Below are 26278 nucleotides of genomic sequence, written 5' to 3' on the forward strand. Positions count from 1 at the left end.
CGATGAAACGTTGGGTCCTGCACATCGACATGGATGCGTTCTACGCATCCTGCGAGCAGCTCACACGCCCAACGTTACGTGGACGCCCCGTCCTCGTTGCTGGTGTCAACGGGCGGGGCGTTGTCGCGGGCGCAAGCTATGAAGCCCGCAAGTATGGGGCGCGTTCCGCAATGCCGACCCACCAAGCTGCGAAGCTGGTGGGTCCGCGAGCGGTGCTCGTTGCCCCGCGGCGCCCGGTGTACAAGGTGGCGTCGCAACGCGTGTTTGAAATCATTGAGCGCAGGGTCAGCGTCGTGGAGCAGCTCTCTATCGACGAGGCGTTCATGGAGCCCGAGGAGCTCGCGGGAGCGAATCCGGAGACCGTGCTTGAGTGGGCCAACGAGCTACGTGGAGACATTAAGGATGAGACAGGCTTGCCAAGCTCGATTGGTGCGGGCAGTGGTAAGCAATACGCGAAGATCGGTTCGGGCCTGGCAAAACCCGACGGGGTGTACATTTTGCCTCACGAACAGCAGGAAGCGCTGCTGCACCCTCTGAACGTCAACGAGTTGTGGGGCGTTGGGCCTGTCACCGAGGCGAAGCTTGCGCAGGCCGGGATTGAAACGATCGGGGACTTCGCGGCGCTGAGCGAGAAGGAAGTCGATATCGCGCTCGGAGGGGTCGTCGCGAAGCAGTTGTGGCAGCTGGCGCGGGGGCACGATGATCGTCCGGTTGCGCCGAGGGCCGTGGCGAAGCAGATTTCTTCCGAGCACACTTTTCCCCAGGACCTGACCACTGCGGCCGAGGTTGACGCCGCGGTCGAGCGCGCCGCCGAGGAGTCGCACAGGCGCTTGCTGAAAGATGGGCGCGGTGCGAGGACTGTGACGGTGAAGCTAAGGATGGCGGACTTCCGCATTGAGTCGCGTTCTGCGACGCTGCCTTACGCCACTGACGATGCGGAGACACTGCGCGCGACGGCGTTTCGCATCGTGCGCTACCCGGACGAGGTCGGCCCGATCCGGCTCGTAGGCGTGTCCTACTCAGGACTCGAAGATGCGCTGCAGGACGTGCTGTTTCCGGAGCTAGACCAGGAAATCATCCGGCCTGTACCCGCTGACAGTGATTACGAATCCGGGGTCAGCGACCACGTGGCCAGCAGCGATGTTGCAGTCGAGCTATACGACGGGCCTACCAACGGCGTGTGGCGCGCCACCCAGGACATTTACCACGAGGACTTCGGCCACGGCTGGGTCCAAGGCGCGGGCAAAGGCTGGGTGAGCGTGCGTTTTGAAACGAGGGCCACGGGGCCAGGGAAGATGCACACATTGCGTATCGACGACCCCAAGCTCCAGCCAGCGGACCCGGTGGATTCCCTTGCGTGGCAGGACTGGCTCGACTCAGAACACTGACGCCGGATCCACGCCGTTGGCCAGCGCTGTCGCGAGCGCGATGCGCGCCTGACCAGCGCGTAGGAACCCCGCGGCGATCGCCCCTTGGGAGCCGAGGGTAGCGCCACCACCGGTGCCGCCGTAGGCGAAGGTGACCTCGCCGTAGGGTACGGAACTGGTGATTACGACGGGGATACCCGAATCGAGTGCGCGGGTGATTGCCTTACCCATGCCGGGGCCAACATTGCCGGATCCGAGCGCCTCGATCACGATGCCATCCGGGTTCATACTGGTGACGGCATCCACGATCTCGCCGTCCGCGCCGGGCCATGCGCGCAGGATGGGAATGTGAATGGCTGCCAACGGCTTGCTGGCAAGTGCTGCGGGGCGGGGAAGTGGGCGTTCGCTGCTCAAGGTGAAGGCTTCGAGGGCGTGTGTGTCGCGCTTCAACAGCCCGCGGGCGGGCAGGGTGGCGCCGCCGAAGTGGAGGAGTACGCCGTTGTTGCGTCGAAGCGGATCTGCGGCGGCGGCAATTGCGCCCGCGAGGTTCCCGGGGCCGTCGGGGTGTTCGTGGTCGGCGGCGTGCTGGGCACCGGTAAGCACAATAGGGCGGGGGTCGTCGTGCACGATGTCGAGTGCGAATGCGGTCTCCGCCATGGAGTCGGTGCCGTGGCTAATTACGATGCCACTGATCTGCGGGTCTTGCAGTGCTTGTGCAGTGAGGGAGCGAAGCTTGTCGATGTCAGCGAAGGTGATCGCGGACGAGTCGAGACGCAGCGCGTCATACACGCGGACGGGCTCGGTGGTGCCACTGGAGTGGACGAGGTCTTCAGCGCTAAGGCTTGGAACGAGTGCGCCTTCAGAGTTTGCGGTGCATGCGATGGTGCCACCGGTGGCGATGAGCAGTACGAAAGATTCCATAACTCACAGCGTGCCAGAGTGGCGTATTGGTGCCAAGGTAAAAACGCCGGTAACGTTGGCAAGGTTAGAGCGGTGTCGGATCGCTAACTGTGACCGTGAGCCGCTGAAGACAATGCTTCAAGGAGAAATCGTGAAAGCAGCACCGATCGTAGCTGTCGCCGCCGCGCTGGGCCTCGGGCTCGGCGTGAGCGCATGCTCTGGCGACAACAGCCAGGATGATCCCGCGACCACGGCAACGCAGGCCACCAGCGAGTCTGTCGCGCCCGCCGCGCAGCAGCCAACCGCTGAGGAACTCAACGCAGTGCTCATGCGCGCAACTGATGCAAGCCTGCCGATTGAGGAGCGCGTGAACACGGTCCAGGGTGGAGAGAACGTCCCTGAACTGTTCGACGTGATGGCGCAGTCCCAGGAGGAGTCCGGCGCGAACTTCCAGGTCGTACCGCCTGTGCTCCCTGGCTACACCCCGGATACCGTTCTGGCAACGGTCAGCTTCACCCGTCCCGACTCCCAGCCGCAGCTCGCGGAGGACGTGGAATTCGTCTTCGAAGACGGCGTGTGGAAGCTTTCTCAGGTCTGGGCATGCACCCTGATCAACAACACCCTGCCGCCTGAGCAGGTGCCAGAGATGTGCAAGAGCTCCGCTCCGCAGCCGGCAGCCCCGGCTGAAGAGCAGCCAGGTGAGCAGCCTGCGGAAGGCTACCAGCAGGCACCGAACCTCTAAGCAGACACTACTGCTTATCCGCGCGCCAGAGCTCCTCAGTCCACAACGTGGCGAGAGTCAGAGTTCTGGCGCGTGCGTCTTTCTTGGCCTGGCGCTCGTGCCACTGGCGGCGCACCCAACGGTCATGGCTGGTGATGATGACGGTGCCCTCGAACGCGAGCAGGGCGTGTTCCAGCTCTTCGGCCAGTGCGAGCGAGAGGTGGTTTGTCGGCTCGTCGAGCAGCAGCAGGTCAGGCGGGCACGCCAGGATGATGCCCAGTGAGACGCGGCGACGCTGGCCGAGCGAGAGGTCGTCGAGCTTCTTCGCTGCCTGCTCCTCGGTCATCAGGCCCATTTCTACGAGGTCTGGCACACCCTCTGGGGTGAGCTCCGCGAACACTTCGGCTGCGGTTTTGTCGAGGTCAGTCCACGAGTCGTCCTGCTCGAGGCGTGCGACGGTCATCTCTTCCGGCATGATGATCTCGCCCTCGTAGTCGCGCAGCTGGCCGTCGATAATTTTCAGCAGCGTGGACTTACCGGAGCCATTTGGGCCTTCAACGAGGAGCTGCTGGCCGGGTTGCACTTTGATACTCAGTGGGGCGAGGCGGTCAGGAACGGAGAGGTTCTGGGTGACCAGCGCCGGGAGCCCAAGCGAGGTCGCGGTATGCGGCGGGAGGCCACGGAAGCGCAGCCGCGCCGGTGGCTCCGGAATCTCCGTTCGCTCCAGCGCTTCGAGGCGTTGCGACGCCGAGCGCCTGCGGTTGCCCACCGTCTTCGCCGCGCGGTCCGCCTGGTACTTTGCCGCCATTCGGATGTCAGAAGAAGCTTCTTGGGAGTGGAAGATGTCCTCGCCGGTTTGCTCAGCGGCCTTCTCAAGCCTGGCGCGCTCGTGCTCTTGCGCTGCGTAGTCGCTTTCCCAGCGGCGGCGTCGGTCCTCGCGGGCCTTGAGGTAGTCGCTGAACGCGCCACGGTAGCGGGTGCCCTGGCGGGTCTCCTCGCCGAAGCCGCCCTCGGCTCCAAGGCCGGGGTCGAGGTCGACGATGCCGTCGCAGGCGGTGTCGAGGAAGTAGCGGTCGTGCGACGCGGCGAGTACAGGCCCTTTGAATGCCTCGAGCTCGCCGATGAGGAAGTCGACGGCTTCGTCGTCGAGGTGGTTGGTCGGCTCGTCGAGGACCATGGCGTCCACCGGGTGTAGCAGCAGCGTGGCCAGTGCAAACCGTCGGCGTTGCCCGCCAGACATCTCGCCCAGTGGGGTGGCCAGGTCGACGTTCGCAAGGCCGAGGCCAGCCAACACGGTAGCGATGCGGGCATCTAACTCCCACACGCCGGAGTTTTCCGCGCGGGACAACGCCCGGTCGTATGCGTCGGCCGCCTCCTGGTCGTCTGGGTTGTCGACCATGCGCTGCGCAAAGGTTGAGATGTCTTCCTCGACAGCGCGAAGCTCTTTTACGGCTTCGTCGATAAGTGATTGGGCGGGCTCGCTGAACGGCAGCGAGGTTTCCTGCGGGATGAAGCCCGTGATCGGGGGCGTGATAAGCACCCCTGCGTCGGGTTTCAGCTCTCCGGAGATGATGCCGAGCAGCGTCGATTTGCCGGCGCCGTTCTCTCCGATGAGCCCGGTGACAGACCCGGATGGCACCGCGAAAGAAATGTCGGTGAGGACGCGGTGTCCGCCTGGGTACGAAAACGAAATGCCGTCAAGGCCAATATGCAGTGGGGCAGTCATGGGATGTTCCTCGTCATCAAATGTGGGCCGTCTCTTATACGTTATAGTCCACAACGCTCGTGGTGTCTTGGGCCACACGGGTATCGGCTTCGTCACTGCCGTAGACAAGCCGCGTAGCGGTAAGCACAGAACCGCCCACCGGAAGTGGCGAATGCAGGTCCACCGTCAGCGAGCCGTCCGAGTGCGAAGTGTTGCTCACCACGTGCAGCGTCGTGCCGTCTAGGGCGCCAGCGACCTCGTTATCAATCGTGATGGATCGCTTCAGCGGGCGTTCCTGGACATCTACTTTCAGCTCGAGTGTTGCGTCCTGTGCGGATTCCAGCGTGTACGTGGTGGTCCGTAGCATGTCCGAGGCACCAAGTCCTCGCTGCTCAACTTTCCAGGAGCCGCCTACGCCGACTGGCTCATCCGGGAAGACAACTTGCCACGACATCAATTCGAGCAAGTTCTGCTCGGCGATGGCCCGGCCTTCCTCATCGGAATCCGCCGTAGGCATCAGTTGTACCGCCGATACTGTGCCGTTAGGGTCGCTGTGCCAGCGCATCTGGAAGCCCTCGTTTGACGTCAAGCTGTTCTGCATCGCTAAACCCGAGTGCTCTAACCCTTCTGCGACAAGGTCTACCTGGCGCACAGCACCCTCGTTGTTGCTTTCTGAAGTGTGCGTCGAAACGGTCAGCGTGACTGTGTCGCGCTCGTGCTCGCGCGCGATGACCGGCTCCGAGCCCTCCTCGCCGGGGTACTGCGCAATCGCGTGCGACAGCGCGACCCGCTGCGGCGCCGTAGTTTCGCTGTCTGCTGATGCGCCGTCCTCGTACTTCCACACCTGCGGGTTTTGTCCTTGTGAAAGTACCTGCACGACTGGTGACTCAACGGCGAACTCGGGAATGTCAGCGAATGGATCCGGCTCCTCGGCGCTGCATGCAGTGAGCGCAAAAACCGCGGCGGTGATGGTTAGAGGGCCGAACAATGAACGTTTGGGATGAGCGGAGTACAACACAACTTCACAAGCTACAGCATTTGCATACTACAGTTATCTGCGATGGGTAATTCAAAGGAATCACGTGTGCGCGGCGGAGCGTCAGCGAAGCGTCGCTCGCTCGGTGTCGTCGTAGGCGTCATGCTCGCTGTTGCTGCTGTGGATCAAGTAGTCAAGCAAATCATGGTGACATCCTTGACACCCGGTGAGCCCGTGCCAGTGATCGGTGATTGGGCTCGACTGTATTTATTGTTTAACCCTGGCGCGGCCTTTTCGATGGGACAGAACTCGACGTGGCTGTTCACGACGATCCAGCTTGCGTTCGTAATCGGTGCGTTGATCTATGCCCCACGCCTTGCTGGCAGGTGGGAGACACTTGGGGTGGCGTTGATCGCGGGAGGGGCGCTCGGCAACCTCATCGATAGGCTCGCGCGCGAGCCAGGCTTTTGGTTTGGCCATGTCGTTGACTACATCTCCATCGGCTCGTTTGCAGTGTTCAACCTTGCCGACGCCGCCATCACCATCGGGGTGGCCGTCGTCGTCATCTCGATGTTCGCAAAGGAGGCGCGGTCGTGAGTACGGGGTTCCGCGCGCTTCCGGTGCCTGAGGGACTGTCGGGGATGCGCGTTGACGCGGCAATTGCAAAGCTCTTTGGGGTCTCGCGCAGTGTTGCGGCAGAGATGATCGCCGACGGCAGCGTACTTATCGACGCCTCCCCAGTACAGAAATCCGATCGTGTTACTGCGGGCGCCCTGCTGGAGGCCACGCTGCCACCGCCGAAGCGCGCGCCGGAGCCTGTGGCCGAGCACGTCGACGGACTCGACGTGATCTACCACGACGCGGACGTCATCGCCGTGGACAAGCCGGTAGGCGTTGCCGCCCACCCAACACTGGGTTGGGAGGGGCCAACCGTGGTCGGTGGGTTGCAGGCGATGGGTTTTACACTGCCAGATGCTGGCCCCCCGGAGCGCAAGGGGATTGTGCAGCGATTGGACGTCGGCACGTCCGGAGTGATGGTTGTCGCAAATAGTGTGCGTGGCTATTCGGTGCTGAAGCGTGCGTTCAAGGAGCGAACGGTGCACAAGACGTACCACGCGGTGGTGCAGGGGCTGCCTGACCCGATTGTCGGCACGATTGACGCGCCGATCGGGCGCCATCCGTCGGCGGGGTGGAAGTTTGCTGTCACGGCGGATGGGCGCCAGAGTATTACGCACTACGAGGTGCTCGAGGCGTTTCGCCAGGCAAGCCTGCTTGAGGTCCATCTGGAAACAGGGCGCACACACCAGATTCGTGTCCACATGTCTTCGGTAGGGCACCCGTGCGTCGGCGACCCAATGTACGGGTGTGACCCGAACCTTGCCGCCAAACTTGCGCTCAACCGACAGTGGCTGCACGCCACCAGCTTGACGTTCGACCACCCAAGTACCGGAAAGCCAATGACGGTGAAATCTTCCTACCCAGACGACCTGCAGCACGCCTTGGACATGTTGCGATCGGCGAACCGTGGCTAACCAGGCAAAGAGGTGGCGCGGCGCAATCGCGGCGTTGCTCGCCGGTGCTGTGCTTTACGGATGCTGCTACCTTGTTGGCGTCAATAATCCACCAGAGCAACCTGTGCTGCAAGGGGACGCTCTGGGGGCAGAACAAGGCGAGACTGCGCCGGAGTACGCGGCGCGCGCGGAGCAGAGCCTCGAAGAGGCATTGCAGGAAGGTGAACAGGCTCATTTCGCGCTTGTATCGTTTAGCCATCCTTTAAGTCCAGAAGAAGCAGACGCAGTACTACGCCCGATTGGGCGTGTGAATGCCGTGATCACCAAGTTAGGCGCGAATCCAGTCGGAGAGCCTGCGCCCGGAGCGTCGCGCGCCGAGATATTCCGAGGAGTCTCTGCACACATTGAAGGCGCAGTCGTCTACGACGCTGTTGCGCATTTGGCTGATGTGAACGATGTGAACGATGTGTTTGCTGTGGAAGTTTTACCAGCTGACGCGGTATGGGGCGCGTTCGCAATCCGGCCCGTAAGTTTCGTAGACGCACAGTGAAGGCGTGTATAGTTTTCCGGGATTGCACCTATACGCGCATCCAAAAGGTGCGCGGAAAACAACACGAGGAGAGACATTGGTTTCCGACCCTGGAGTCAACGCCCGAAGCCCGCAGCGTCAGCGATTCTCGAAGACACGAATTGCGGGGGTAGCGTTGGCTACCACCGCGGCGTTATTCGCTGCCTCGTGTGGCGCTATTGGCGGTGGTGATGATGGCGGGCACGATGGTTTGCTCGCCGGAGATTACACGATCGCTGCAGAGGAAAACCTCACCAATAGCATCGTGGTCAATGGCAACATTGCGCCGATTCGCTCAGTGAGCATCACGACCGCGCTGCAGTCCGAGGTCGAACGGCTCGCAGTGCAGCCAGGCGACCGCGTCGCTAAAGATCAGTTCTTGGTGCAGATGAACACCGACGCGCTGCAGCGCCAACTTGCCAAGCAAGAAAAGCAGCAGGCGAGTGCCCAGGCAGAAGCGATGCAGGGCGTCGAGCAGGCCAAGAGTCAGCTCAACGCGTACGACCAGGCGATGGCAAACGGCTCCAACCCGGCCGTGGCTCAGGCGCAGGCCCAGGTGGATCAGGCGCAGGCAGCGCTTGATGCTGCGCTTGCCGCGCAGGGTGGCGCACGGATGATCGCTTCGCCGAAGATCGCAGCCCACGTTCAAAAGATGGCCGGCGATTTGTCCTCCCGTCTGCCAGGCGGTTCCGGCCACGGCATCCGCACGGCACCTCCTGCAGCCCCGGCCGCGCCGGGTCAAGTTCCGGGTGGCGGCCAGGGTGCTGTCCCGATGCTGAGCGTGGAGCAGGCTCGAGCTGCACTTCAGGAGTCGCAAGCCGCGCTGGAGGCCGCCAAGGCGCAGGCCGGGCAGGAGCGGCAGCAGCTCCAGGCACAGGTTGATTCCGCGTGGCGCGCAGCAGAGAATGCTTCTGCCGCTGACGACGACGGTACGCTGCAGCTCCAAGTGCAGGAAGCAACGATTAACGCTCCAATGGCTGGCGTAGTCACAAACGTTGACGTGCAGGTAGGCGATATCCCGCAGGGTCGCGTCCTTGGCATCGCAGATGACTCCCGACTGTTGATCCGCGCTAACGTGCGCGAGGCGGACGTCCCGGCGATCAAGCAGGACAACCGCGTTGAGTTCACCTCGACTGCGACGGGTAAGAAGAAGTTCACTGGGCGCGTCACGCGAGTTTCCCCGGTCGGTTCCACAGGCGCGAGTGCTGGTAGTGGGGCAGAGGCTGCAGCCGCAATGTCCGCAGGTGGCAGCGGCGGAGGCTCCTCGGTGATGTTCCCCGTTGAGATCGAAGTCACCGGTGACAAGGAAGGCCTGCTGCTCGGTGGCAGTGTGCGTGCTGAAATTATCACTGAAGAGGCGAAGAACTCCATCAACATTCCTCGCGACGCCGTCTACGACGAGAACAAGATTTTGGTGCTCGCAACGGAGAATCCCGGCGACACCAGCGGCGTCGTAGAAGAGCGCACTGTCAAGACCGGTGCGAAGAATGACGTTGACGTCGCTGTCACGGGGGGCGAGCTCAAGCCAGGCGACATCGTGATCAACTGGCCTGAGAACTTCAAGGACAAGGTTGGCTCCACGGTGAAGGTCAACGACGAAAACTTTGATCCTGAGCAGGTAAAGAACGCAAAGGACAAGAAGCCGACAGGCAGTGCCGCTGCAACCACTCCGGCGACGTCTTCTGCAGCGCCGAAGTCTTCCGCGCCAGCGGAAAAGGAGGGGTAGGCGATGGCACGGAATCCCTTCCGAAAGCACTCCCGACAACGCGTACAGGACGATGCCACCGACGCAGAGTTCGACGAGTTGTTTGAGGCCGCCGAGCCTTCGACGGAGGAGCTCGAAGTACCAACGCTGACAGAGCCAGTTGCGCAACCTCAACCAGCACTGCACACACCTGCAGGGCAAGAGGCGATGTCGAAGAGCGGTCTGCTCATTGACATGCGCAGGATCGTCAAGACGTACAACGTCGGAGAGCCCAGCGAGCTGACCGTGCTGCATGGCATCGACTTCCATGCAGAGCAGGGCGAATTTGTCTCTATCGTCGGCCCGTCGGGTTGCGGCAAGTCGACGCTGATGAACCTGGTTGGCATGCTCGACCGGCCGACAGACGGCGCGTACGCGTTCAACGGCGAGCCGGTGTACGCCAAGTCGGACAACGAGCTGGCCGCGTATCGTAGCCAGAACATCGGCTTTATCTTCCAGAACTTTAACCTGATCGGTCGAATCGACGCGTTGCAAAATGTGGCGATGCCAATGATGTATGCGGGCGTCGATAAGAAAGAGCGCGAGGAGCGCGCCGCTGAACTTTTGAACATGATGGGCATGGGCGACCGCTTGCACCATAACCCGAACGAACTGTCGGGTGGGCAGAAGCAGCGCGTGGCAATTGCTCGCAGCCTTGCGAACGACCCTGACCTGCTGCTCGCGGATGAGCCTACCGGTGCCCTGGACTCCAAGACGGGCCGCATGGTGATGGACCTCTTCCACGAGCTGCACGACGACCTTGGTAAAGCCATCGTCTTCATCACGCACAACCCTGAGTTGGCAGAAGAAACTGGCCGCATTGTAGAGATGATGGACGGGCGCATCGCGCAGGTTCGCGCCCCACTGGGGGCGAGGCCATGAACGTAGGAGAGTCAATCAAGCTTGCCTCCTCGTCGCTTCGCAAGAATAAGCTTCGCTCGTTGCTGACGCTGCTGGGCATCATTATCGGCATTATGGCAGTGGTCATTATTATGACGCTCGGCCGTGGTCTGGAGCGCCAGGTGATGTCGGGGCTTGAAGGCGTCGGCACTACGACGCACCCGGTGATGGTGCATGAGCGTCCCGATGACGCGGATGCATCCGAGGATCCCTTCGCGGCGTTTTCTTACGCGCCACCATCCGATGAGCGCAACGCAGTCACTCCCGAGCAGCTCGATGAGCTGCGTCAGGCATTTGGGGACCGTATCCAGGGCGTGGACATCGATGTTTCCACGAGTGGGGAAGTGGTCTCCGATGACACAACTGTGTCCACGAACGTCAAGCCGGTCCTTGCAGACTCGATGAAGGTGCGAAACATCGAAGTGCAGTTCGGCCGCGAGATTTCCCAGGATGACATCGATGGGCACCGGCCGCTCGCAGTCGTGAGCCCCTCGCTTATCGACGCCCTCTTCGACGGCAACGCCCAAGCCAGTTTGGGCAAGCGCATCGATGTGGTTGTAGACGACCAGCCGGCAGTGTTCACTATCGTGGGCGTGCTCGATGGCGAGGAAGATTCCCGAGGCGGCGGAATGTTTGGTGCCGCAGAACAGTTTGCGGACATCTATATCCCGCTCACCGCTGCAGATCGCGTTGGGCTTGACAGCGACTGGTTCACGTCATTTTCGGTGCAATCGGCGCCGGATGAAGACGCGAAGACCTTCCAGGCCGACCTGCAACACTACATGGACCGTTGGTACGCCAATAACGAGGATTACACCATTGAGGTGGTGGATCTTTCCTCGAGCTTGGAAGAGCTGACGAGCGTATTCCGCATCATGTCGACGGTGCTTTCCGCGATCGGCGGTATCTCTTTGCTGGTCGGTGGTATCGGTGTGATGAACATCATGCTGATCACCGTCACTGAGCGCACGCGGGAGATCGGTGTGCGCAAAGCGTTGGGCGCCAAGCAAAGCGATATCCGTACACAGTTCATCGTCGAGGCGATGCTGGTGTGCCTGATTGGCGGCATCATCGGTGTGATTCTGGGCGGGGCGATTGGCATGATCGCGACGGCCGCGTTCGATGCCTTTACTTGGCCGCCGCTCGGCGCAATTGTGCTGGCGCTCGGGTTTTCGCTGGCAACCGGTATTTTCTTCGGTGCCTATCCGGCCGCGAAGGCTGCAAAGATGCAGCCTATTGATGCTTTGCGTTACGAATAAGTTCGCTGGTTGCTGGCTCTTTTGGCCGTGTCCGAAGTCTGGATAAGATGAAGCGCATGGCCAAAAAATCTTCCTTCGTCCACCTGCATAACCACACCGAGTTTTCGATGCTCGACGGCATGGCGAAAGTTGACATGCTTGCGGAGGAGGTTGTGCGCCAGGGCATGCCCGCGGTGGGCATGACTGACCACGGTAATATGTTCGGCTCGAACGCGTTTTACCGCCAGATGGTGGACGCGGGGGTGAAGCCGATCATTGGCATCGAGGCCTACTTGGCGCCGGAGTCGCGCCTGAATAAGAAGCGCGTGCTGTGGGGCACCCCTGACCAGAAGCGCGACGATGTGTCCGCCTCCGGTGCGTATCTGCACCAGACGATGCTGGCAGAAAACGCGACCGGCCTGCGCAATCTGTTCAAGCTCTCGTCGCTGGCTTCGTACGAGGGGCAGCTTGGTAAGTGGCCGCGCATGGATGCGGAGCTCGTCGCCGAACATGCCGACGGCATCATCGGCACCACGGGGTGTCCGTCGGGTGATGTGCAAACCCGTTTGCGGCTTGGCCAGTACCGTGAGGCCCTTGAGGCCGCGGCGATGTGGCAGGACATCTACGGCCGTGATAACTACTTCCTCGAGCTCATGGACCACGGTCTGGATATTGAGCAGCGCGTACGCAATGACTTGCTGCGCATCGGCAAGGAGCTCGACCTTCCGCCACTGGTGACGAACGACTGTCACTACGTCCTGGAGTCCCAGGCGCCGGCGCACGAGGCCATGTTGTGTGTGCAGACCGGCAAGACGCTGATGGACCCGGACCGCTTTAAGTTCGACGGCACCGGCTACTACATCAAGTCAGCTGAGCAGATGCGCGACCTGTGGGACTCTACGGTGCCTGACGCCTGCGATAACACCCTGTGGATTGCGGAGCGTGTCGGTGACTACAGCGAGCTGTGGGAGGAACATCCGCACGACCGGATGCCGGTGGCTGACGTGCCGGAAGGGGAGACCCCAACAACGTGGCTGCGCAAGGAAGTGATGCGTGGTTTGCAGGCGCGCTTCGAGGGCAGGGAGGTGCCGGAGGAATACATCGAGCGCGCGAACTACGAGATCGACGTCATCGATATGAAGGGCTACCCGTCCTACTTCCTCATCGTTGCCGAGCTGATCAAGCATGCGCGCGAGGTCGGCATTCGCGTCGGGCCGGGCCGTGGCTCCGCGGCGGGTGCGCTTGTGGCGTACGCGCTGACCATCACGAACATTGACCCGATGGAGCATGGCCTGCTCTTCGAGAGGTTCTTGAACCCGGAGAGGCCGTCGGCACCTGATATTGATATCGACTTCGACGACCGCCGACGCGGGGAAATGATCACGTACGCTGCAGAGCGCTGGGGCGAGGACAAGATCGCACAGGTGATTACCTTCGGCACGATTAAGACGAAGCAGGCTATTAAGGACTCGGCCAAGGTGAACTTCGGCCAGCCCGGCTTCCAGATGGCGGACCGTATTAACGCGGCGCTGCCTCCTGCGATCATGGCGAAGGACATTCCGCTGGCAGGTATTACGGATCCGGAACACCCGCGGTACAACGAGGCGACCGAGGTGCGCTCCATGATTGAGACTGACCCGGATGTAGCCCGCATCTACGAGACTGCGCGTGGCCTTGAAGGTACTGTGCGCCAGGCAGGCGTGCACGCTTGTGCCGTGATTATGGCGTCGGTGCCTTTGATGGACCACATCCCGATGTGGAAGCGGCCTGCCGACGGTGCGATCATTACTGGTTGGGACTACCCAGCGTGTGAGGCCATCGGCTTGCTGAAGATGGACTTCCTTGGCCTGCGAAACCTCACCGTGCTTGGCGACGCACTGGAAAACGTGAAGAAGAACCGCGGCGAGACCGTCGACCTTGAGTCGTTGAGTACTGATGACCCGAAGGTATACGAGTTGCTCTCTCGCGGCGATACGCTTGGCGTGTTCCAGCTGGACTCGGGTGGCATGCAAGAGCTGCTCAAGCGCATGGGCCCGACTGGTTTTAAGGACATCGTCGCTTCGCTCGCGCTGTATCGCCCAGGCCCGATGGGCATGAACGCCCACTGGGACTACGCGGACCGTAAGAACGGCCGCAAGCCGATTACGGCCATCCACCCGGAACTTGAGGAGCCACTGAAGGACATCCTGGACGAAACCTACGGTTTGATCGTGTACCAGGAGCAGATCATGGAGATCTCCCGAAAGGTTGCGAACTACACCGCTGGTGAGGCAGACGGCTTCCGTAAGGCCATGGGTAAGAAGAAGCCAGAGGTGCTGGCGCAGCAGTACGAGAAGTTCTGGTCGGGGATGCAGGACAACGGCTATTCCAAGAGCGCGATGGACGCACTGTGGCAGATTATTGAGCCGTTCGCCTCGTACGCGTTTAACAAGTCTCACGCTGCAGGTTACGCGCTAGTGTCCTACTGGACGGCGTACATGAAGGCGAACTACACCGCTGAGTACATGGCAGCGTTGTTGACCTCGGTGGGCGATAAGAAGGACAAGTCGGCGATCTACCTTTCCGACTGCCGCCACCTTGGCATTTCCGTGCTCCAGCCAGATATTAATGCTTCCGAAGAGAACTTTATGGCTGTTGGCGAGGACGTTCGATACGGCCTCGCGGCGGTGCGTAATGTCGGCGTCGAAGTTGTTGAGTCGATTAAGGAGACACGCCGGACGAAGGGCGAGTTCACGAGCTTCTCTGACTACCTCGACAAGATTGACCTACTGCCATGTAATAAGCGAATTACTGAATCTCTAATTAAGGCCGGTGCGTTCGACTCGCTTGGGCACCCGCGCAAGGGATTGATGCTCATCCAGGAGGATGCCGTCGATTCTGTGCTTACCACGAAGAAGGCTGCTGACAAGGGGCAGTTCGACCTGTTCGCCTCCTTCGGAGGTGACGACGCAGTTGCTGCTGACAACGCGTTTGCGCTGCAGATCCCGGATGAGGAGTGGGACAAGAAACACAAACTTGCTCTCGAGCGTGAGATGCTGGGCTTGTATGTCTCGGGCCACCCGCTTGACGGCTTCGAGGAAGCAATTGACGCACAGACCGATACTCAGTTAACGACGATCCTCTCCGGCGAATTGCGAAACGGCGCCGAGGTAACGATTGGCGGTCTGATCTCTTCGGTCGATCGGCGTTTCTCGAAGAAGGACGGTTCCCCTTGGGCGATCGTCACGATTGAGGATCACCACGGCGCCTCCGTTGACGTGTTGCTGTTTAACAAGGTGTATTCGCTGGTTGCGCCACAAATTGTGGAAGACAATATCATCCTTGTGAAGGCGCACGTCTCGATCCGTGACGAACGCATGAGCCTGTTCGGCGACGACGTCAAAACGCCGGAGCTGGGCCCAGGCAACGGTGCTGGGCTGCCACTGCGTCTCACGCTGCGCACCGAGCAGTGCACTGTGGATAATATCCAGCGTTTGAAGGGCGTGCTGCAGAACAACCCGGGCGACTCGGATGTGTACCTGAACCTTGTACATGGCGACGAGACGCAAATGATGGTGTTAGGCGACCATCTGCGGGTGGAGCGTTCGGCGAGCTTAATGGGCGATCTGAAGGCGACGATGGGGGTTGGGATCCTCGGCTAGTGGAGGGGAGTGAATATATTCCCCGGTGTGAAAATCAGCTTGGCTACACTCTGTCGTTGGAATCAATACCAGCTAAGAGGCGAATGAGTGGAGCATAATATATGTCCGAGTACAAGATTTTGACAACACACGTTGGGTCCCTGCCGCGCACCCCTGAGCTGCTCGAAGCGAACCAACTTCGTTCGGAGCAGCAAATCAACGACGAGGACTTCAAGGAGATCCTTGAGCGCGCGATCGACGAGGTTGTGCAGCGCCAGGTTGACCTGGGCATCGACATCATCAACGAGGGTGAGTACGGTCACATCACCTCTGGCGCGGTCGACTACGGTGCTTGGTGGAACTACTCTTTCTCTCGTCTTGGTGGACTGACCATGACCGACGAGGACCGCTGGGCCTCGCAGGAGATCAAGCGTTCCACGCCTGGAAACATTGAGTTGACCAGCTTCGCTGATCGCCGAGACCGCGCACTCTTTTCCGAGGCGTACTCCGACCCGCACTCCGGCATTTTCACTGGCCGTGCGAAGGTTGGTAACCCGAAGTTCACGGGTCCGATTACCTACATTGGCCAGCAGGAAGTTGAGACGGACGTCGCACTGCTGAAGCGCTCCATGGATCGCGCCGGTGCCACGCAGGGGTTTGTCGCAGCACTTTCGCCAGGCTCCGCCGCCCGTCTGAAGAATGAGTATTACAACACCGACGAAGAAGTCGTACAGGCGTGTGCTGCTGCGATGGCACACGAGTACAAGGCAATTACCGACGCCGGTTTGACCGTGCAGCTCGACGCACCTGACCTTGCGGAATCCTGGGATCAGATTAATCCCGAGCCGACCCTGGAAGACTACCGTGCGTGGCTGCGTATTCGTATCGACGCCATCAATGAGTCCATCCGCGACTTGCCGAAGGAACTGACTCGCCTGCACATTTGCTGGGGTTCGTGGCACGGCCCGCACGTTACCGACGTACCGTTCGGTGACATTATCGAGGAGATCCTGCGGGCAGAGGTTGGCGGCTTTTCCTTCGAGGGGGCATCGCCGCGTCACGCGCATGAGTGGCGCGTTTGGCAGGACCACGCGTTGCCAGAGGGCAGCGTTATTTACCCGGGTGTCATTTCGCACAGCACGAACGCTGTCGAGCACCCACAGTTGGTTGCGGATAGGATCGTTCAGTTCGCCGAGGTCGTCGGCCCAGAAAACGTTATCGCTTCGGCAGACTGTGGCTTGGGTGGGCGCCTGAACCACCAGATCGCCTGGGCGAAGCTGGAATCACTGGTGAAGGGCGCGGAGATTGCATCACGTCAGCTCTTCGGCTAATCGGAAGTAGCAGAAGCGCTAAGGCCGGTGCCCATCTCTTTCCGAGGAGGGCACCGGCCTTAGCGCTACTTGCTACGCAGCTACTTAAGCATGGACTTCAGTTTGTCCTGCGCTCCAGGGATAGCCTTGATCGCCGCGGTGATCATCTGAATCAGCCCGACGAAGAGTGCGATGCCAGCCGAGATATAGCTGAAAATCTCGCGAGTTTCATCGGTCATGATGCCTTTGTTGATCGCTTCGGAGCTTGGGCCTTCAGCTTTTCGTGGCTCCGTGGTCTTTGGTACTGGCGAAGCGGTAACCGTCACGGTCACAGCAGGTGCTGTTTCTGTGGCAGTAACACGTGATTGCGTGGTCGGCGTGTCTTGCTTCTCTTGTGCCATCAGTGGGCTTGCCGTGAGGCAAGCACCACCGAGGGCGGTAGTAATGGCAAGAGCGACCAGTGAGCGTGTATTCACGTTCAACTCCCTGTTTGTCTGAAGTAGTGGTGAAGCTTAGAACACCTTCGGCACGTGGACGTGTCCGAGGCCCAGGTGGAACTGAGCATTTGCCATGTCGATGAGCTTGTTGAGGCCGGTCGGGTCGGACAGGACGATCAAGCCGGTGGTCAGGACCGCAGCGAGGATGCCTGCGAAAGCGCCGAGGGCGTGTCCCTTAGAGCTGCCCGACGTCTTCGTGTTGTTGTTGGTGTCAGGATTCGTGTTGTTGTCGCCTGGTTTCTCGGTCTCGCCTGACTTTTCGGTCTCGCCTGGCTTCTCCTCGTCCTTCTTGTCGGACTCCTTGCCGGTGTCAGGGGTTTCCTGGGTGTTCTGATCCTTGGTGTCACCAGGGGTCTGCTCGGCGGTTGGAGCCGTGGTGTCCTTCGCTGGGGCGTTCTCCTCTGCGAACGCAGGGGCGACGGTCAACGAGATTGCGGTTGCGGCGGCAACGGCAACGGTGGAAATGCGCTTCATGAAATCTCCTGAAGTTGTTTGAAAGGATAGGAATTCGAGGCGAAACCACAGCAATGTCAATGAAATGCTACGGTTTCCACGAATTGTTGCTAGAAAATCTAGCAGACAAGCGACGATTTTAATAGTTAGACCGCTTGGACTGACTACTGCAAAGTATCACCTAGACGTGGTGCAGCGGTATACACTTTGCTGTTATGAGTGAACAGGAACAGCCAGCTTTCCACGCGGTACACGCCGCAGATGTTCAAGCAGCGCAGTCGAAGATTTCTGCGGTGATTGAGCCGACACCGTTGCAGTACTGCCCCCGTTTGTCGCAGCAGTACGGTGCCGAGATTTTCCTCAAGCGGGAAGATTTGCAAGACGTTCGTTCCTACAAGATTCGCGGTGCGTATTACAGCATCTCACGGCTCAGTGACGAGGCGCGTGCAGCCGGCGTCGTTGCGGCGTCAGCGGGCAACCACGCTCAGGGTGTGGCCTACGCATGTCGGGCGTTGGGGATCCAGGGCAAGATTTTTGTGCCGAAGCCAACGCCGAAGCAGAAGCGAGACCGAATCCTGGTGCACGGTGGCGAAAACATCGAGTTGGTCGTTGTAGGCGACACGTTCGACGCCGCTGCAGAGGCCGCCCGCAAGGACGCTGCTGAGCGCGGCGCGACCATGGTCGAGCCTTTCGACGCCCGCGATACCGTCATCGGTCAGGGCACGGTCGCAGCGGAGATCGTGTCACAGTTGTCAGTTATGGGCCGCGAGCTGGACACCATCTTCGTGCCAGTCGGCGGGGGAGGACTGCTGGCTGGCGTGCTTTCCTATGTGTCCGACATGGTGCCTGGCACTGCGGTCGTAGGCGTTGAGCCCGAGGGCGCACCGTCGCTTGAGGCCGCCCTGGAGGCAGGACATCCGGTAACGCTGAAGGAAATTGAGTCCTTTGTGGACGGCGCTGCTGTGAAGCGCACCGGCGATTTCCCGTTCGCTGTTATTGAGGAAAACCTTGCTCGCACGCACCTGCTGCGTTGCAAAGAAGGCGCGGTGTGCACGTCGATGCTGGAGCTGTACCAAAACGAGGGCATCATCGCGGAGCCTGCGGGCGCGCTGTCTGTGGCGGCACTATCGCAGATGAAGCTGCAGCCGGGCAGCACGGTGGTGTGCATCATCTCTGGTGGCAACAACGACGTGTTGCGCTACGCAGAGGTCATGGAGCGTTCGCTTGTGCACCGCGGACTGAAGCACTACTTTTTGGTGAACTTCCCTCAGGAGCCAGGGCAGCTGCGCACGTTCCTTACCGACATCCTTGGGCCTAACGACGATATCGCCTTGTTCGAGTACCTGAAGAAGAACAACAAAGAAACCGGTGCTGCACTGGTTGGCCTGGAGCTTTCTTGCGCTAGCGACCTCGAGCCGTTGCTTGAGCGGATGGAGGCGTCGGTCATTGATTGTCGACGCCTCCTGCCAGGCACACCAGAGTATGACTTTATTGTGTCGGCATAACCAGGGCGAATGCCCACGGTTCTAAGCGGGTTTCGTCGGCAGAGACCTCGGCGCCACCGAAGGTGTACAGCAGGGTTCCGCCCACTGGGGCGACGGTGCCCTCCGACCCAAAGTTTGCCACCAGCACTGCCTGGTCACCCATGGTTAGCCACGCGTCGTCTGCGCCCTGAGCTGGGCCGTGATCTACGGTCAGCTGGCGGAGGTCGTCGCGCGCCATCGGGTACTGCTTGCGCAGCTCGATGAGTTTCTTGTACGCGCTGAGGATCTCGAGCTGCTCCTCGTCGAAGTTCCAGTCGAGCTTCGCGGAGGTAAACGTTTCCTCCGCGGCAGGATCCGGGACGGCTGAGGAGTCCCATCCCATGCGGGCGAACTCGTTCATGCGCCCCTGGCGGGTCATTTCCAGGAGCTGTGGATCGCTGTGCGAGACAAAGAATGGGAACGGCGTGCGTGCACCGAACTCTTCGCCCATGAAAAGCATCGGGCTGAATGGAGATAGGAGTACGACGGCCGCCTTGAGGACCTGCTTGCGCGCACTGAGATACTGCGACGGGCGGTCACCCTTCGCGCGGTTTCCGGTCTGGTCGTGGTCGGTGGTGTAGGTGACCATCTGCCACGGTGCGACGCGGTCAAGGTCGAGCGCCTTGCCGTGGGTACGCTGGCGGTACACGGAGTAGTCCTCGCGGAAGCGGTAACCGTTGCGCAGTGTATCCGCCAGGATTTCGAGCGTGCCATAGTCGGCGTAGTACCCGGCACGCTCGCCGGTGACCAGCGTGTGGATCCCGTGGTGGACGTCGTCAAGCCAGTGTGCGTCGAGCCCGTAGCCGCCGCGCTCCGGGGACTCGAGGAGCCGTGGGTTGTTTTGCTCCGATTCGGCGATGATGGTGCGGGGGATGCCGGTGGAAGCTTCAACTTCGTTGGCAACGTTCTTGATTTCCTCCATGATGGAGAAGGCCAGGCGATCGTCGTAGGTCTGCACCGCGTCGAGTCGCAGGCCGTCGACGTGGAACTCGTCGAGCCATTGGAGCACGGCGTCGAGTACATATGCGCGGACCTCATCCGAGTGGGCACCGGACAGGTTGATCACGTCACCCCAGCCGGTGTGCCCTGCGGTTGTGTACGGACCGAAGTTGCCGTTGTAGTTACCTTCGGGGCCGAAGTGGTTGTACACCACGTCGAGGATGACGGCGATACCGCGGGCGTGAGCAGCGTCGATAAGGGTCTTGAGGCCCTCGGGGCCGCCGTACGATTCCTGCACGGCGAACCAGTCCACGCCGTCGTAGCCCCAGTTGCGGGCACCCGCGAAGGGCTGCACCGGCAGCAACTCGATGGAGTTGACGCCAAGTTCGGCAAGGTAATCAAGCTTTTCGACGGCCCCCTCGAACGTCCCCTGTGGCGTGAAGGTGCCCACGTGGAGCTCGTAGAGGACTTGGTCGCGAAGTGCGATGCCTTCCCACGAATCATCCGTCCAATCGAACGTGCTGCTGGTCACCTCTGATGGGCCGTGGACGCCCTCGGGCTGGAAGCGCGAACGAGGGTCGGGTAGTGGCTGTGACCACTCGCCGTCACGAAGCAAGGAGAAGCTGTAGCGCGCACCAATTTCGGGTTGGGCGACTTCGCGCGGAACCACCCACCAGTCCCGGCGGGTCTCGTCACGCTGCATCTCGAGCGTGCGGGGCCCTTCGCTGTCGTGGAGGTGCAGGCGCGCGCCGTGCGCGTTCGGAGCCCACACCCCAAATTGTTGGGGCATCGGAGTGTGCTTGCTAGACATACCACCAACTGTATGGAAGTACCATAACCGTCGCAATGGATTTAGAGTGGAAGCACTATGCGCACATCGTACGAACTGCCCGCCGCCGGTGACATCACCACTCACGAGATCGAGATCAAACGATCCCGATTCATCACTTGGATTGGCCGCACCCAGTCTGAAGCCGAGGCGCGGGCCCTGATCCAGCGGGCCCGTGAGACCTACCCCGATGCACGTCACCATTGCTCCGCATATATTCTGAACGTCGACGACGCCCTGCCCGTCGAACGCTCATCCGACGATGGGGAGCCCTCCGGCACCGCAGGCAAACCGATGCTCGATATGCTGCACGGCTCCGAAATGCTTGACCTCACCGCTGTCGTGATCCGATATTTCGGTGGTATCAAGCTGGGTGCAGGAGGGCTGGTTCACGCCTACTCTGACTCGGTTGGGCAGACGCTTCCACTGGTACCGCGGGTGCTGCGTAGTACAAAGGAACTCGTGCGCGTCGATCTGCCGCACGCGGAGGCAGGTCGCATCGAGGCCGAGCTGCGCAACGCAGGCTTTGACATTGTCAACGTCGAGTACGGCGCCGCCGCCACGTACACGCTGGCGCACGACCCCGGACAACGCGAAGCACTCGACGCGCAACTCGCAGCGAGCACCCAGGGCCGAGCGGAGGCAGAAGAAGCAGGCAGCCAATGGATTGAATCTGCACGCTAAACTGTGAACCATGACTATGCAGCCTCGTCCATCGAATCCGATTGAATCCCGCAAGCAAGCGGTACGCCGTTACTCCAAGAACGCAGTCGTGTGGGCCGGCGGTGGCCTTGGCGCTGGTGTAGCGCTCGGCCTGATTGCCGGTTCGTGGCAACTGTTTATCGTGTGCCTTGTCATTGGCGTGGTTGGTGGCTATATCAACTGGAGCAAGGTGCAAAAGATCGTAAACCATCACGACAACTACTAAACAAGCACGATGACTAGCCCAAATACCACCGCGACGAGGATCGACGTCTGGCTCTGGGCTGTCCGCATTTTTAAGACGCGCTCGTTGTCCGCAGAGGCGGTTCGCGCCGGACATGCCAAGCTCAATGGCAAAGCAGTCAAGCCCTCAGCACAAGTCGTGCCAGGGGATCGGCTCAAGGTGTGGAAGGACCACCGCTACCTTGACCTGGAAGTCACCCAGACGCTGCAGAAGCGCGCCGGGGCGAAAATCGCCACGACCTGCTATGTAGACCACTCCCCACCTCCTGTGGCATCGGAGGTGTTAGGTGCGCTGCCCGTACGGGATCGTGGGGCAGGTCGGCCGACGAAGAAAGAGCGCAGGCAGCTCGACCGCCTGCGGGGGCGCAACAGCTTCTAGGCGTTCTCGCCCGAGTTTGTTTGCGGGGCGCCGCCCTCACGGAGTTGGGTGAGCCTGCGTGTAAGTTTGCGTTTGCGTAGTAATGGCCGGTTTCCGCTTTCCCACGTGCGGTTGATGTGCTCCTGCCCGTACTTGTTCAGCAGGAGGTCGTCGACAAGCCTGACTTGGCCTGGGGTGAACCGCGTCTGCAGCGTGTTCTGCACGGCTTCGATGTCTGCCGGGTTCGCTAACTCCGCGAGAGCAGAGACTGTTTCGATGCCGTCGGCGCTGAGTAGCTCGTGCAAGAATCTGTAATCATCAACGCGGGACAGGGGAAACGACGCCCCAAGGATCACGGTGAGCACGCCGGGGAGCGTCTCTGGTGCCAATGCCGCTGCGGTATCGGGAGCGCTCGGGCTCTGTTTTTGCGGGTTGGACAGCTCTGCGATTTGGTCGAACTGCTGATCCGCAAGTTCGATAAGCCCGGCTGCGAGCGTGAACGCGCGATCAATTTGTGGGTCCAGCTCGCCGTGAGAGCGCTTGTAGCGCACATCGTGCTCGAACTCCGCCCACGCGTGCTGTAGCACCGTCCGTACTTGCACCTCGAAGACTTGCCCGCGGTAGTGTTCGAGCTCCTCGTTATGCTCACCTACCTGGAGCACCAGGTGGTGCGAGCCGTATCCGAACGTGCCCGACACCCTCGTCTCCTGAGCCTTGTCCACGCTACGAAGCACGTCGAACTGATCCGCAAGCAAGCGAAGCACTGCTGGTATTTCGGTGGAATGCATCACGGTGATACGGGCCCCGATGAGGTCACGGATGTCGTTCCACGGGTCCGGGTACACAATCTTTCCACCACGACGCTTCTTAGCTTTCTCTTTCAGCGAAGGCCAGCTTTTGATACGCACATCGACGCGGTCAAAGTTGATACCGGCGTCGATCATAAGCTCGTGGAGCGCATGACGAAACTCCTCGGCAACCCCTTCGTGTTGCCGTAGCCACGCGAAGTAGGTGTTGCCGAGTTGCGCGATTGTGTCATTGTGCTTCGTGTTCATCGGCACAACAGTGTACCCACCGTTGCTATTCGACGGCCTCTCGACGCTCCAACAGCGCAGTAGGAAGGTACTCGAGCAGGACTCCGACCGGGACTGTGCCGTGAAACTCTCTACCGGTGAACCGCTCGAACCAGGAGCCCTGCGGCAGCGTCAGTGTGGTGTCCTCCCAGCCACCCCGGCGCGCAAGTTCAAGGGGCTTTCGGGTTGCAACCGCAATCACACCAATCTCGGCCGTATCCCGGTGCTCACGAGCGAATCCGACAAAGTGCTGCTGGGATGGGCCGACCGCAAACACCGCGCGGTGCTTCCCCTCGGTAAACAAGGTCGGCGTGGTCTTTCGTGCCGTAAGGCATTCACGGATAACCAGCTGCTTGGCGGCGTCAACAGACTCGGATAGGCCGGGCCAGGACCGGCCCGGCGAACCGTCTTGCTCGCAGCCCAAGAAGTCACCCAGATTGAACTGCGGTTGCTGCCGTGCATCGAGATACCGGTGCAGCGTTTGCGTGCGTGCGGTGTAGTCGATGAAGCTTCGGTTGTCCGGGTCTACGAGTGTGGGTTCGAAAAACTCCATGCCCTGGTAGGTATCAGGAATGCCAGCGCCGGCAAGCTGGAGCACCTTGCGTCCCAGTGATACCGCGACGGCCCCCTCGTGGAGAGTCGCCACGAAGTCCGTGATCAGTGACGTTGCAGGCCCCGCCAGCACTGCGTTTACCCAATCGAGCACCTGCTGCTCATACGCCTCATCAGCGTCGAACCAGCTCGTATGCAGCGCTGCCTCACGCACTGCTTTGATCGCGTAATCATGCAGCCGCTGCGAAAGCGACTCCGTAACAATCCCATCCGCAGGCCAAACCCCCACGATATTCTGCAGTAAGAAATGCGCCGTGGCGTGGTCTGGCGGAGGCAACAGCGCTGTCGTCGTGTTCACTAACTCCGCAAACGCGTTTGGTACTTCGGCGATCTCCAGCATCCGCGCGCGCGTATCCTCGGAACGCTTCGTGTCGTGGGTGCTTAACGTCGTCATCGTCTGCGGCCACAGCTCAGCACGCTCTTGCTGTAGCAGGTGAAACTCCGCCGCGCCCACTCCGAAGCGGCCAGGAGCGCCGCCTACTTCCTGCAGCGCCACCAACCGGTTCGCCCTATAGAACAACGTGTCTTCGACCCCCTTCGCCATGACCGCACCACACACCTGCGCAAAGCGGGTGCTTGCCTCACCTTCAGCGAGCAGGGCAGCCGCGATGAGGTCGAGGGCGTCGCGCCGGGAAGGGAAGCGTTGTGCCATATCGGCCACCACGGTGGCCGTGATCCTCGACAGTGATCGGTAATCGGCGCGGTAGACGGGGATGGCTGCGACTAATGCAATGACGGTGTCAACGAGGATTTCGTCAGAGACGGCGGAGCCGGCCGTCGAAAAGTTATCGCGCCGAATAGCGCGCGTGAGACGGCGAACCTCCGCCTGAAGCTCGTGCGTTGCCACCTCACGCTTGAGCTGTAGCGCCGCGGCATCAAGCGCCGCCTGATCCCACGTGGAGCCCGATTGGCGCAGTGCGAGCATACTGAGTGTATCCTCGGCCGTCTGGTTGACGAAGATGCCGTCGAGCTCGCGAAGCGCGTCGTAGCCAGTTGTGCCGTTGACGCGCAGGCGTGGGTCGAGCGGCTCGTCGGCCTCCAAGATCTTCTCGACGACCAGCCAGCGATCGGGACCAACAACATCACGAAGCCGTGACAAGTACCCGAAAGGGTCCGTGAGTCCATCCGGGTGGTCGACGCGGACGCCGTCAATCAGATCCTCAGCCACAAGTTGGCGGATGATCGCATGCGTGTGTTCAAAGACCGCGGGGTCCTCTTGTCGGATGCCCGCAAGCCCGTTGACAGAGAAGAATCGGCGATAAGAAATGATGCCGTCGCGCCAAAACATCAGCTTATAGGACTGACGCTCGTAGACCTTCTTCGGATCGTCGTCGAGGGAAGAGCAGGTGCCTGGCTTGAGTGGGAATACGTTGTCGTAGTAGGCCAGCACGATGTCGCTTTCGGGGTTGTCCTGATCCAAATAGCGCAGCGTGAGAGCATCTTCGTCGTGTTCCTTCCCGAAGATCGGCAGGCCGAGCTTCCCGCCCGCCCCGTTGTCAGCGTGCCAATCGATATCGAAGTAGCGCTCGTACTCAGAGTCGCGACCATGCTTGAGAACGTCCCACCACCAGCTATTGAGCTGCGGGGAAGCGACACCCAGGTGGTTCGGCACGATATCGATGATCACGCCAAGGTTGAGTTTTCTGGCTGCCTCCACGAAGCGCCGGAAGCCTGCTAGTCCACCCAGTTCCGGGTTGACCACAGTCGGGTCAGTGACGTCATAGTTGTGATTCGATGTCGGCAGTGCCTGCAAGATAGGAGAGAGGTACACATGGGAAATACCGAGTGACTCCAAATAGGGCAGACACTGCGCTGCCTGGTCGAAGCCGAACGCGCGACCCGACGGATCGGCTTGTGGGCCACGCAGCTGGAGACGGTAGGTTGATGTAATTGGGGCTTGCAATACGTCCTCCTTGAAGTTACCAGCCACCCTAGTAGCTCAAGACGCACTTAGCTGCGGACGCGAGAATCACAAGAGAGGGGGAAGCCAACCGAATAGCGCATGACGTGCTCCGGATTGGCGAACGCCAGAACTTCCTCCAAGGTGGCGTCGAAGACGAAGAGTTCTTGCTGATCGCGGGAATAAAACAGCAGTTCGTTGTGCGGCATGAGTACGCGATCAACGTGAGCATAGAGCGTCGAGAAGAGTTGCGGGTGAGCGAGCCAAGACGCCGCATACCCAGCAGAGCTTTGCACCTGAACTCCCTTCGGTGCTCCGAACCCTAGCGAATTTTCCGCTGGCAGGTAATCCAAGATCACTCGGCCCTCGAGAAGATCGGTGCTCAGCATGCGCGCAGCTGAGTTCCACGCCTGATGGACCGTCAAGCCCATCGCGCCAATGGACTGGTGCGTCAGGCCCTCCACCGAATCTGAGTCAAAGACGCACACCAACCCGGGCGCCAAACTGATGTAAGCGGTCGAAGCCCCGAAACCTGGCGTGAGCCACGCACGCGAAGAACTCGACGTGACTTCACAACGTCGGGCCAGAC

General features: G+C 60.7%; 23 protein-coding genes. 14 read left to right on the forward strand and 9 right to left on the reverse strand.

The annotated features are described in order from the left end of the window. Positions 1–2 precede the first annotated feature (2 nt). Positions 3–1388 carry a DNA polymerase IV gene (locus QP752_RS03580; protein ID WP_070976574.1) on the forward strand — a complete coding sequence of 462 codons (1386 nt, stop codon included), beginning with the start codon at positions 3–5 and terminating at the stop codon, positions 1386–1388. Here the strand turns inward: QP752_RS03580 and QP752_RS03585 are convergent. After that, positions 1377–2288 carry an asparaginase gene (locus tag QP752_RS03585; RefSeq protein ID WP_070362225.1) on the reverse strand — a complete coding sequence of 304 codons (912 nt, stop codon included), beginning with the start codon at positions 2286–2288 and terminating at the stop codon, positions 1377–1379. The two genes, QP752_RS03580 and QP752_RS03585, sit on opposite strands and share 12 nt — an antisense overlap. Before the next feature lie 130 nt (positions 2289–2418). On the opposite strand from QP752_RS03585, the gene QP752_RS03590 reads away from it, so the two are divergent. Further along, positions 2419–3009, forward strand: a complete 591-nt coding sequence (locus tag QP752_RS03590; protein ID WP_070363472.1) for a hypothetical protein — start codon at positions 2419–2421, stop codon at positions 3007–3009. A gap of 7 nt (positions 3010–3016) precedes the next feature. Here the strand turns inward: QP752_RS03590 and QP752_RS03595 are convergent, their stop codons facing one another. Next, a complete protein-coding gene (locus QP752_RS03595) occupies positions 3017–4714 on the reverse strand; it encodes an ABC-F family ATP-binding cassette domain-containing protein (RefSeq protein ID WP_070976578.1) in 1698 nt (565 codons plus the stop codon). Between the two features lie 34 nt (positions 4715–4748). Further along, the gene (locus QP752_RS03600; protein WP_284804472.1) at positions 4749–5681 is read right to left on the reverse strand and encodes a DUF6263 family protein; all 933 of its coding nucleotides are present in this window, start codon (positions 5679–5681) and stop codon (positions 4749–4751) included. Positions 5682–5753: 72 nt separating this feature from the next. Here QP752_RS03600 and lspA point away from each other — a divergent pair, with 72 nt between their 5' ends. The 8 genes from lspA to QP752_RS03640 all read left to right on the forward strand — a co-directional run bounded on the left by lspA (position 5754) and on the right by QP752_RS03640 (position 16581). Next, a complete protein-coding gene (gene lspA, locus QP752_RS03605) occupies positions 5754–6266 on the forward strand; it encodes a signal peptidase II (RefSeq protein WP_071572470.1) in 513 nt (170 codons plus the stop codon). Between the two features lie 44 nt (positions 6267–6310). After that, a complete protein-coding gene (locus QP752_RS03610; protein WP_083290930.1) occupies positions 6311–7201 on the forward strand; it encodes an RluA family pseudouridine synthase in 891 nt (296 codons plus the stop codon). Next, a complete protein-coding gene (locus QP752_RS03615; protein ID WP_256005174.1) occupies positions 7194–7730 on the forward strand; it encodes a hypothetical protein in 537 nt (178 codons plus the stop codon). Before QP752_RS03610 ends, QP752_RS03615 begins: the two co-directional genes overlap by 8 nt. Before the next feature lie 76 nt (positions 7731–7806). Next, entirely contained in the window at positions 7807–9474 is a 1668-nt protein-coding gene (locus tag QP752_RS03620; protein WP_145945242.1) for an efflux RND transporter periplasmic adaptor subunit, read from the forward strand. 186 nt (positions 9475–9660) lie between these two features. Continuing rightward, the gene (locus QP752_RS03625) at positions 9661–10374 is read left to right on the forward strand and encodes an ABC transporter ATP-binding protein (RefSeq protein WP_070478973.1); all 714 of its coding nucleotides are present in this window, start codon (positions 9661–9663) and stop codon (positions 10372–10374) included. Then, complete coding sequence (locus QP752_RS03630) at positions 10371–11651, forward strand: ABC transporter permease (protein WP_070362232.1); 1281 nt, start codon at positions 10371–10373, stop codon at positions 11649–11651. The genes QP752_RS03625 and QP752_RS03630 overlap by 4 nt, the downstream gene beginning before the upstream one ends. 56 nt (positions 11652–11707) lie before the next feature. Further along, entirely contained in the window at positions 11708–15271 is a 3564-nt protein-coding gene (gene dnaE, locus QP752_RS03635) for a DNA polymerase III subunit alpha (RefSeq protein WP_256041663.1), read from the forward strand. Between the two features lie 101 nt (positions 15272–15372). Further along, entirely contained in the window at positions 15373–16581 is a 1209-nt protein-coding gene (locus QP752_RS03640; protein ID WP_284804478.1) for a cobalamin-independent methionine synthase II family protein, read from the forward strand. An 80-nt stretch (positions 16582–16661) separates the two neighbouring features. Here the strand turns inward: QP752_RS03640 and QP752_RS03645 are convergent, their stop codons facing one another. Further along, positions 16662–17036, reverse strand: a complete 375-nt coding sequence (locus tag QP752_RS03645) for a hypothetical protein (protein ID WP_070362235.1) — start codon at positions 17034–17036, stop codon at positions 16662–16664. 36 nt (positions 17037–17072) lie between these two features. After that, positions 17073–17531 (reverse strand): hypothetical protein, encoded by a 459-nt coding sequence (locus QP752_RS03650; protein WP_070478810.1) that lies wholly within the window; start codon positions 17529–17531, stop codon positions 17073–17075. 194 nt (positions 17532–17725) lie between these two features. Between QP752_RS03650 and ilvA the strand changes: the two genes are divergently transcribed. Then, a complete protein-coding gene (ilvA, locus tag QP752_RS03655) occupies positions 17726–19015 on the forward strand; it encodes a threonine ammonia-lyase IlvA (protein ID WP_070478812.1) in 1290 nt (429 codons plus the stop codon). Here the strand turns inward: ilvA and treZ are convergent. Next, positions 18999–20783, reverse strand: a complete 1785-nt coding sequence (gene treZ / locus QP752_RS03660) for a malto-oligosyltrehalose trehalohydrolase (RefSeq protein ID WP_070976595.1) — start codon at positions 20781–20783, stop codon at positions 18999–19001. The genes ilvA and treZ overlap by 17 nt on opposite strands. 57 nt (positions 20784–20840) lie before the next feature. On the opposite strand from treZ, the gene QP752_RS03665 reads away from it, so the two are divergent. Genes QP752_RS03665 through QP752_RS03675 form a run of 3 tightly spaced genes read left to right on the forward strand, consistent with a single transcriptional unit; the run spans position 20841 to position 22125 of the window. Beyond that, positions 20841–21485, forward strand: coding sequence for a YigZ family protein (locus tag QP752_RS03665; protein WP_284804482.1), 645 nt, complete (start codon positions 20841–20843; stop codon positions 21483–21485). 10 nt (positions 21486–21495) lie between these two features. After that, complete coding sequence (locus tag QP752_RS03670) at positions 21496–21729, forward strand: hypothetical protein (protein WP_070362240.1); 234 nt, start codon at positions 21496–21498, stop codon at positions 21727–21729. Positions 21730–21738: 9 nt separating this feature from the next. After that, positions 21739–22125, forward strand: a complete 387-nt coding sequence (locus tag QP752_RS03675; RefSeq protein ID WP_070362241.1) for an RNA-binding S4 domain-containing protein — start codon at positions 21739–21741, stop codon at positions 22123–22125. Here the strand turns inward: QP752_RS03675 and QP752_RS03680 are convergent. From QP752_RS03680 to QP752_RS03690, 3 genes are read right to left on the reverse strand one after another with little or no spacing between them, the layout of a single operon-like run. Next, on the reverse strand, positions 22122–23159 hold the full coding sequence (locus QP752_RS03680; protein ID WP_070362242.1) for a GTP pyrophosphokinase family protein: 1038 nt from the start codon (positions 23157–23159) through the stop codon (positions 22122–22124). The two genes, QP752_RS03675 and QP752_RS03680, sit on opposite strands and share 4 nt — an antisense overlap. Before the next feature lie 25 nt (positions 23160–23184). Continuing rightward, positions 23185–25692 carry a malto-oligosyltrehalose synthase gene (gene treY, locus QP752_RS03685; RefSeq protein WP_284804483.1) on the reverse strand — a complete coding sequence of 836 codons (2508 nt, stop codon included), beginning with the start codon at positions 25690–25692 and terminating at the stop codon, positions 23185–23187. A 47-nt stretch (positions 25693–25739) separates the two neighbouring features. Further along, on the reverse strand, positions 25740–26153 hold the full coding sequence (locus QP752_RS03690; RefSeq protein WP_252930768.1) for a hypothetical protein: 414 nt from the start codon (positions 26151–26153) through the stop codon (positions 25740–25742). Positions 26154–26278 lie beyond the last annotated feature (125 nt).

It is taken from the genome of Corynebacterium sp. UMB10321 (assembly GCF_030228725.1).
GTDB classification, from domain to species: Bacteria; Actinomycetota; Actinomycetes; order Mycobacteriales; family Mycobacteriaceae; genus Corynebacterium; species Corynebacterium pseudogenitalium.

Bases quoted from the DNA above. Each gene is read 5' to 3' on its own strand.
- QP752_RS03580 (WP_070976574.1), top strand. From the start codon at position 3: ATGAAACGTTGGGTCCTGCACATCGACATGGATGCGTTCTACGCATCC.
- QP752_RS03585 (WP_070362225.1), bottom strand. From the start codon at position 2,288: ATGGAATCTTTCGTACTGCTCATCGCCACCGGTGGCACCATCGCATGC.
- QP752_RS03595 (WP_070976578.1), bottom strand. From the start codon at position 4,714: ATGACTGCCCCACTGCATATTGGCCTTGACGGCATTTCGTTTTCGTAC.
- lspA (WP_071572470.1), top strand. From the start codon at position 5,754: ATGGGTAATTCAAAGGAATCACGTGTGCGCGGCGGAGCGTCAGCGAAG.
- QP752_RS03610 (WP_083290930.1), top strand. From the start codon at position 6,311: ATGCGCGTTGACGCGGCAATTGCAAAGCTCTTTGGGGTCTCGCGCAGT.
- QP752_RS03625 (WP_070478973.1), top strand. From the start codon at position 9,661: ATGTCGAAGAGCGGTCTGCTCATTGACATGCGCAGGATCGTCAAGACG.
- QP752_RS03630 (WP_070362232.1), top strand. From the start codon at position 10,371: ATGAACGTAGGAGAGTCAATCAAGCTTGCCTCCTCGTCGCTTCGCAAG.
- dnaE (WP_256041663.1), top strand. From the start codon at position 11,708: ATGGCCAAAAAATCTTCCTTCGTCCACCTGCATAACCACACCGAGTTT.
- QP752_RS03640 (WP_284804478.1), top strand. From the start codon at position 15,373: ATGTCCGAGTACAAGATTTTGACAACACACGTTGGGTCCCTGCCGCGC.
- QP752_RS03650 (WP_070478810.1), bottom strand. From the start codon at position 17,531: ATGAAGCGCATTTCCACCGTTGCCGTTGCCGCCGCAACCGCAATCTCG.
- ilvA (WP_070478812.1), top strand. From the start codon at position 17,726: ATGAGTGAACAGGAACAGCCAGCTTTCCACGCGGTACACGCCGCAGAT.
- treZ (WP_070976595.1), bottom strand. From the start codon at position 20,783: ATGTCTAGCAAGCACACTCCGATGCCCCAACAATTTGGGGTGTGGGCT.
- QP752_RS03665 (WP_284804482.1), top strand. From the start codon at position 20,841: ATGCGCACATCGTACGAACTGCCCGCCGCCGGTGACATCACCACTCAC.
- QP752_RS03670 (WP_070362240.1), top strand. From the start codon at position 21,496: ATGACTATGCAGCCTCGTCCATCGAATCCGATTGAATCCCGCAAGCAA.
- QP752_RS03675 (WP_070362241.1), top strand. From the start codon at position 21,739: ATGACTAGCCCAAATACCACCGCGACGAGGATCGACGTCTGGCTCTGG.
- QP752_RS03680 (WP_070362242.1), bottom strand. From the start codon at position 23,159: ATGAACACGAAGCACAATGACACAATCGCGCAACTCGGCAACACCTAC.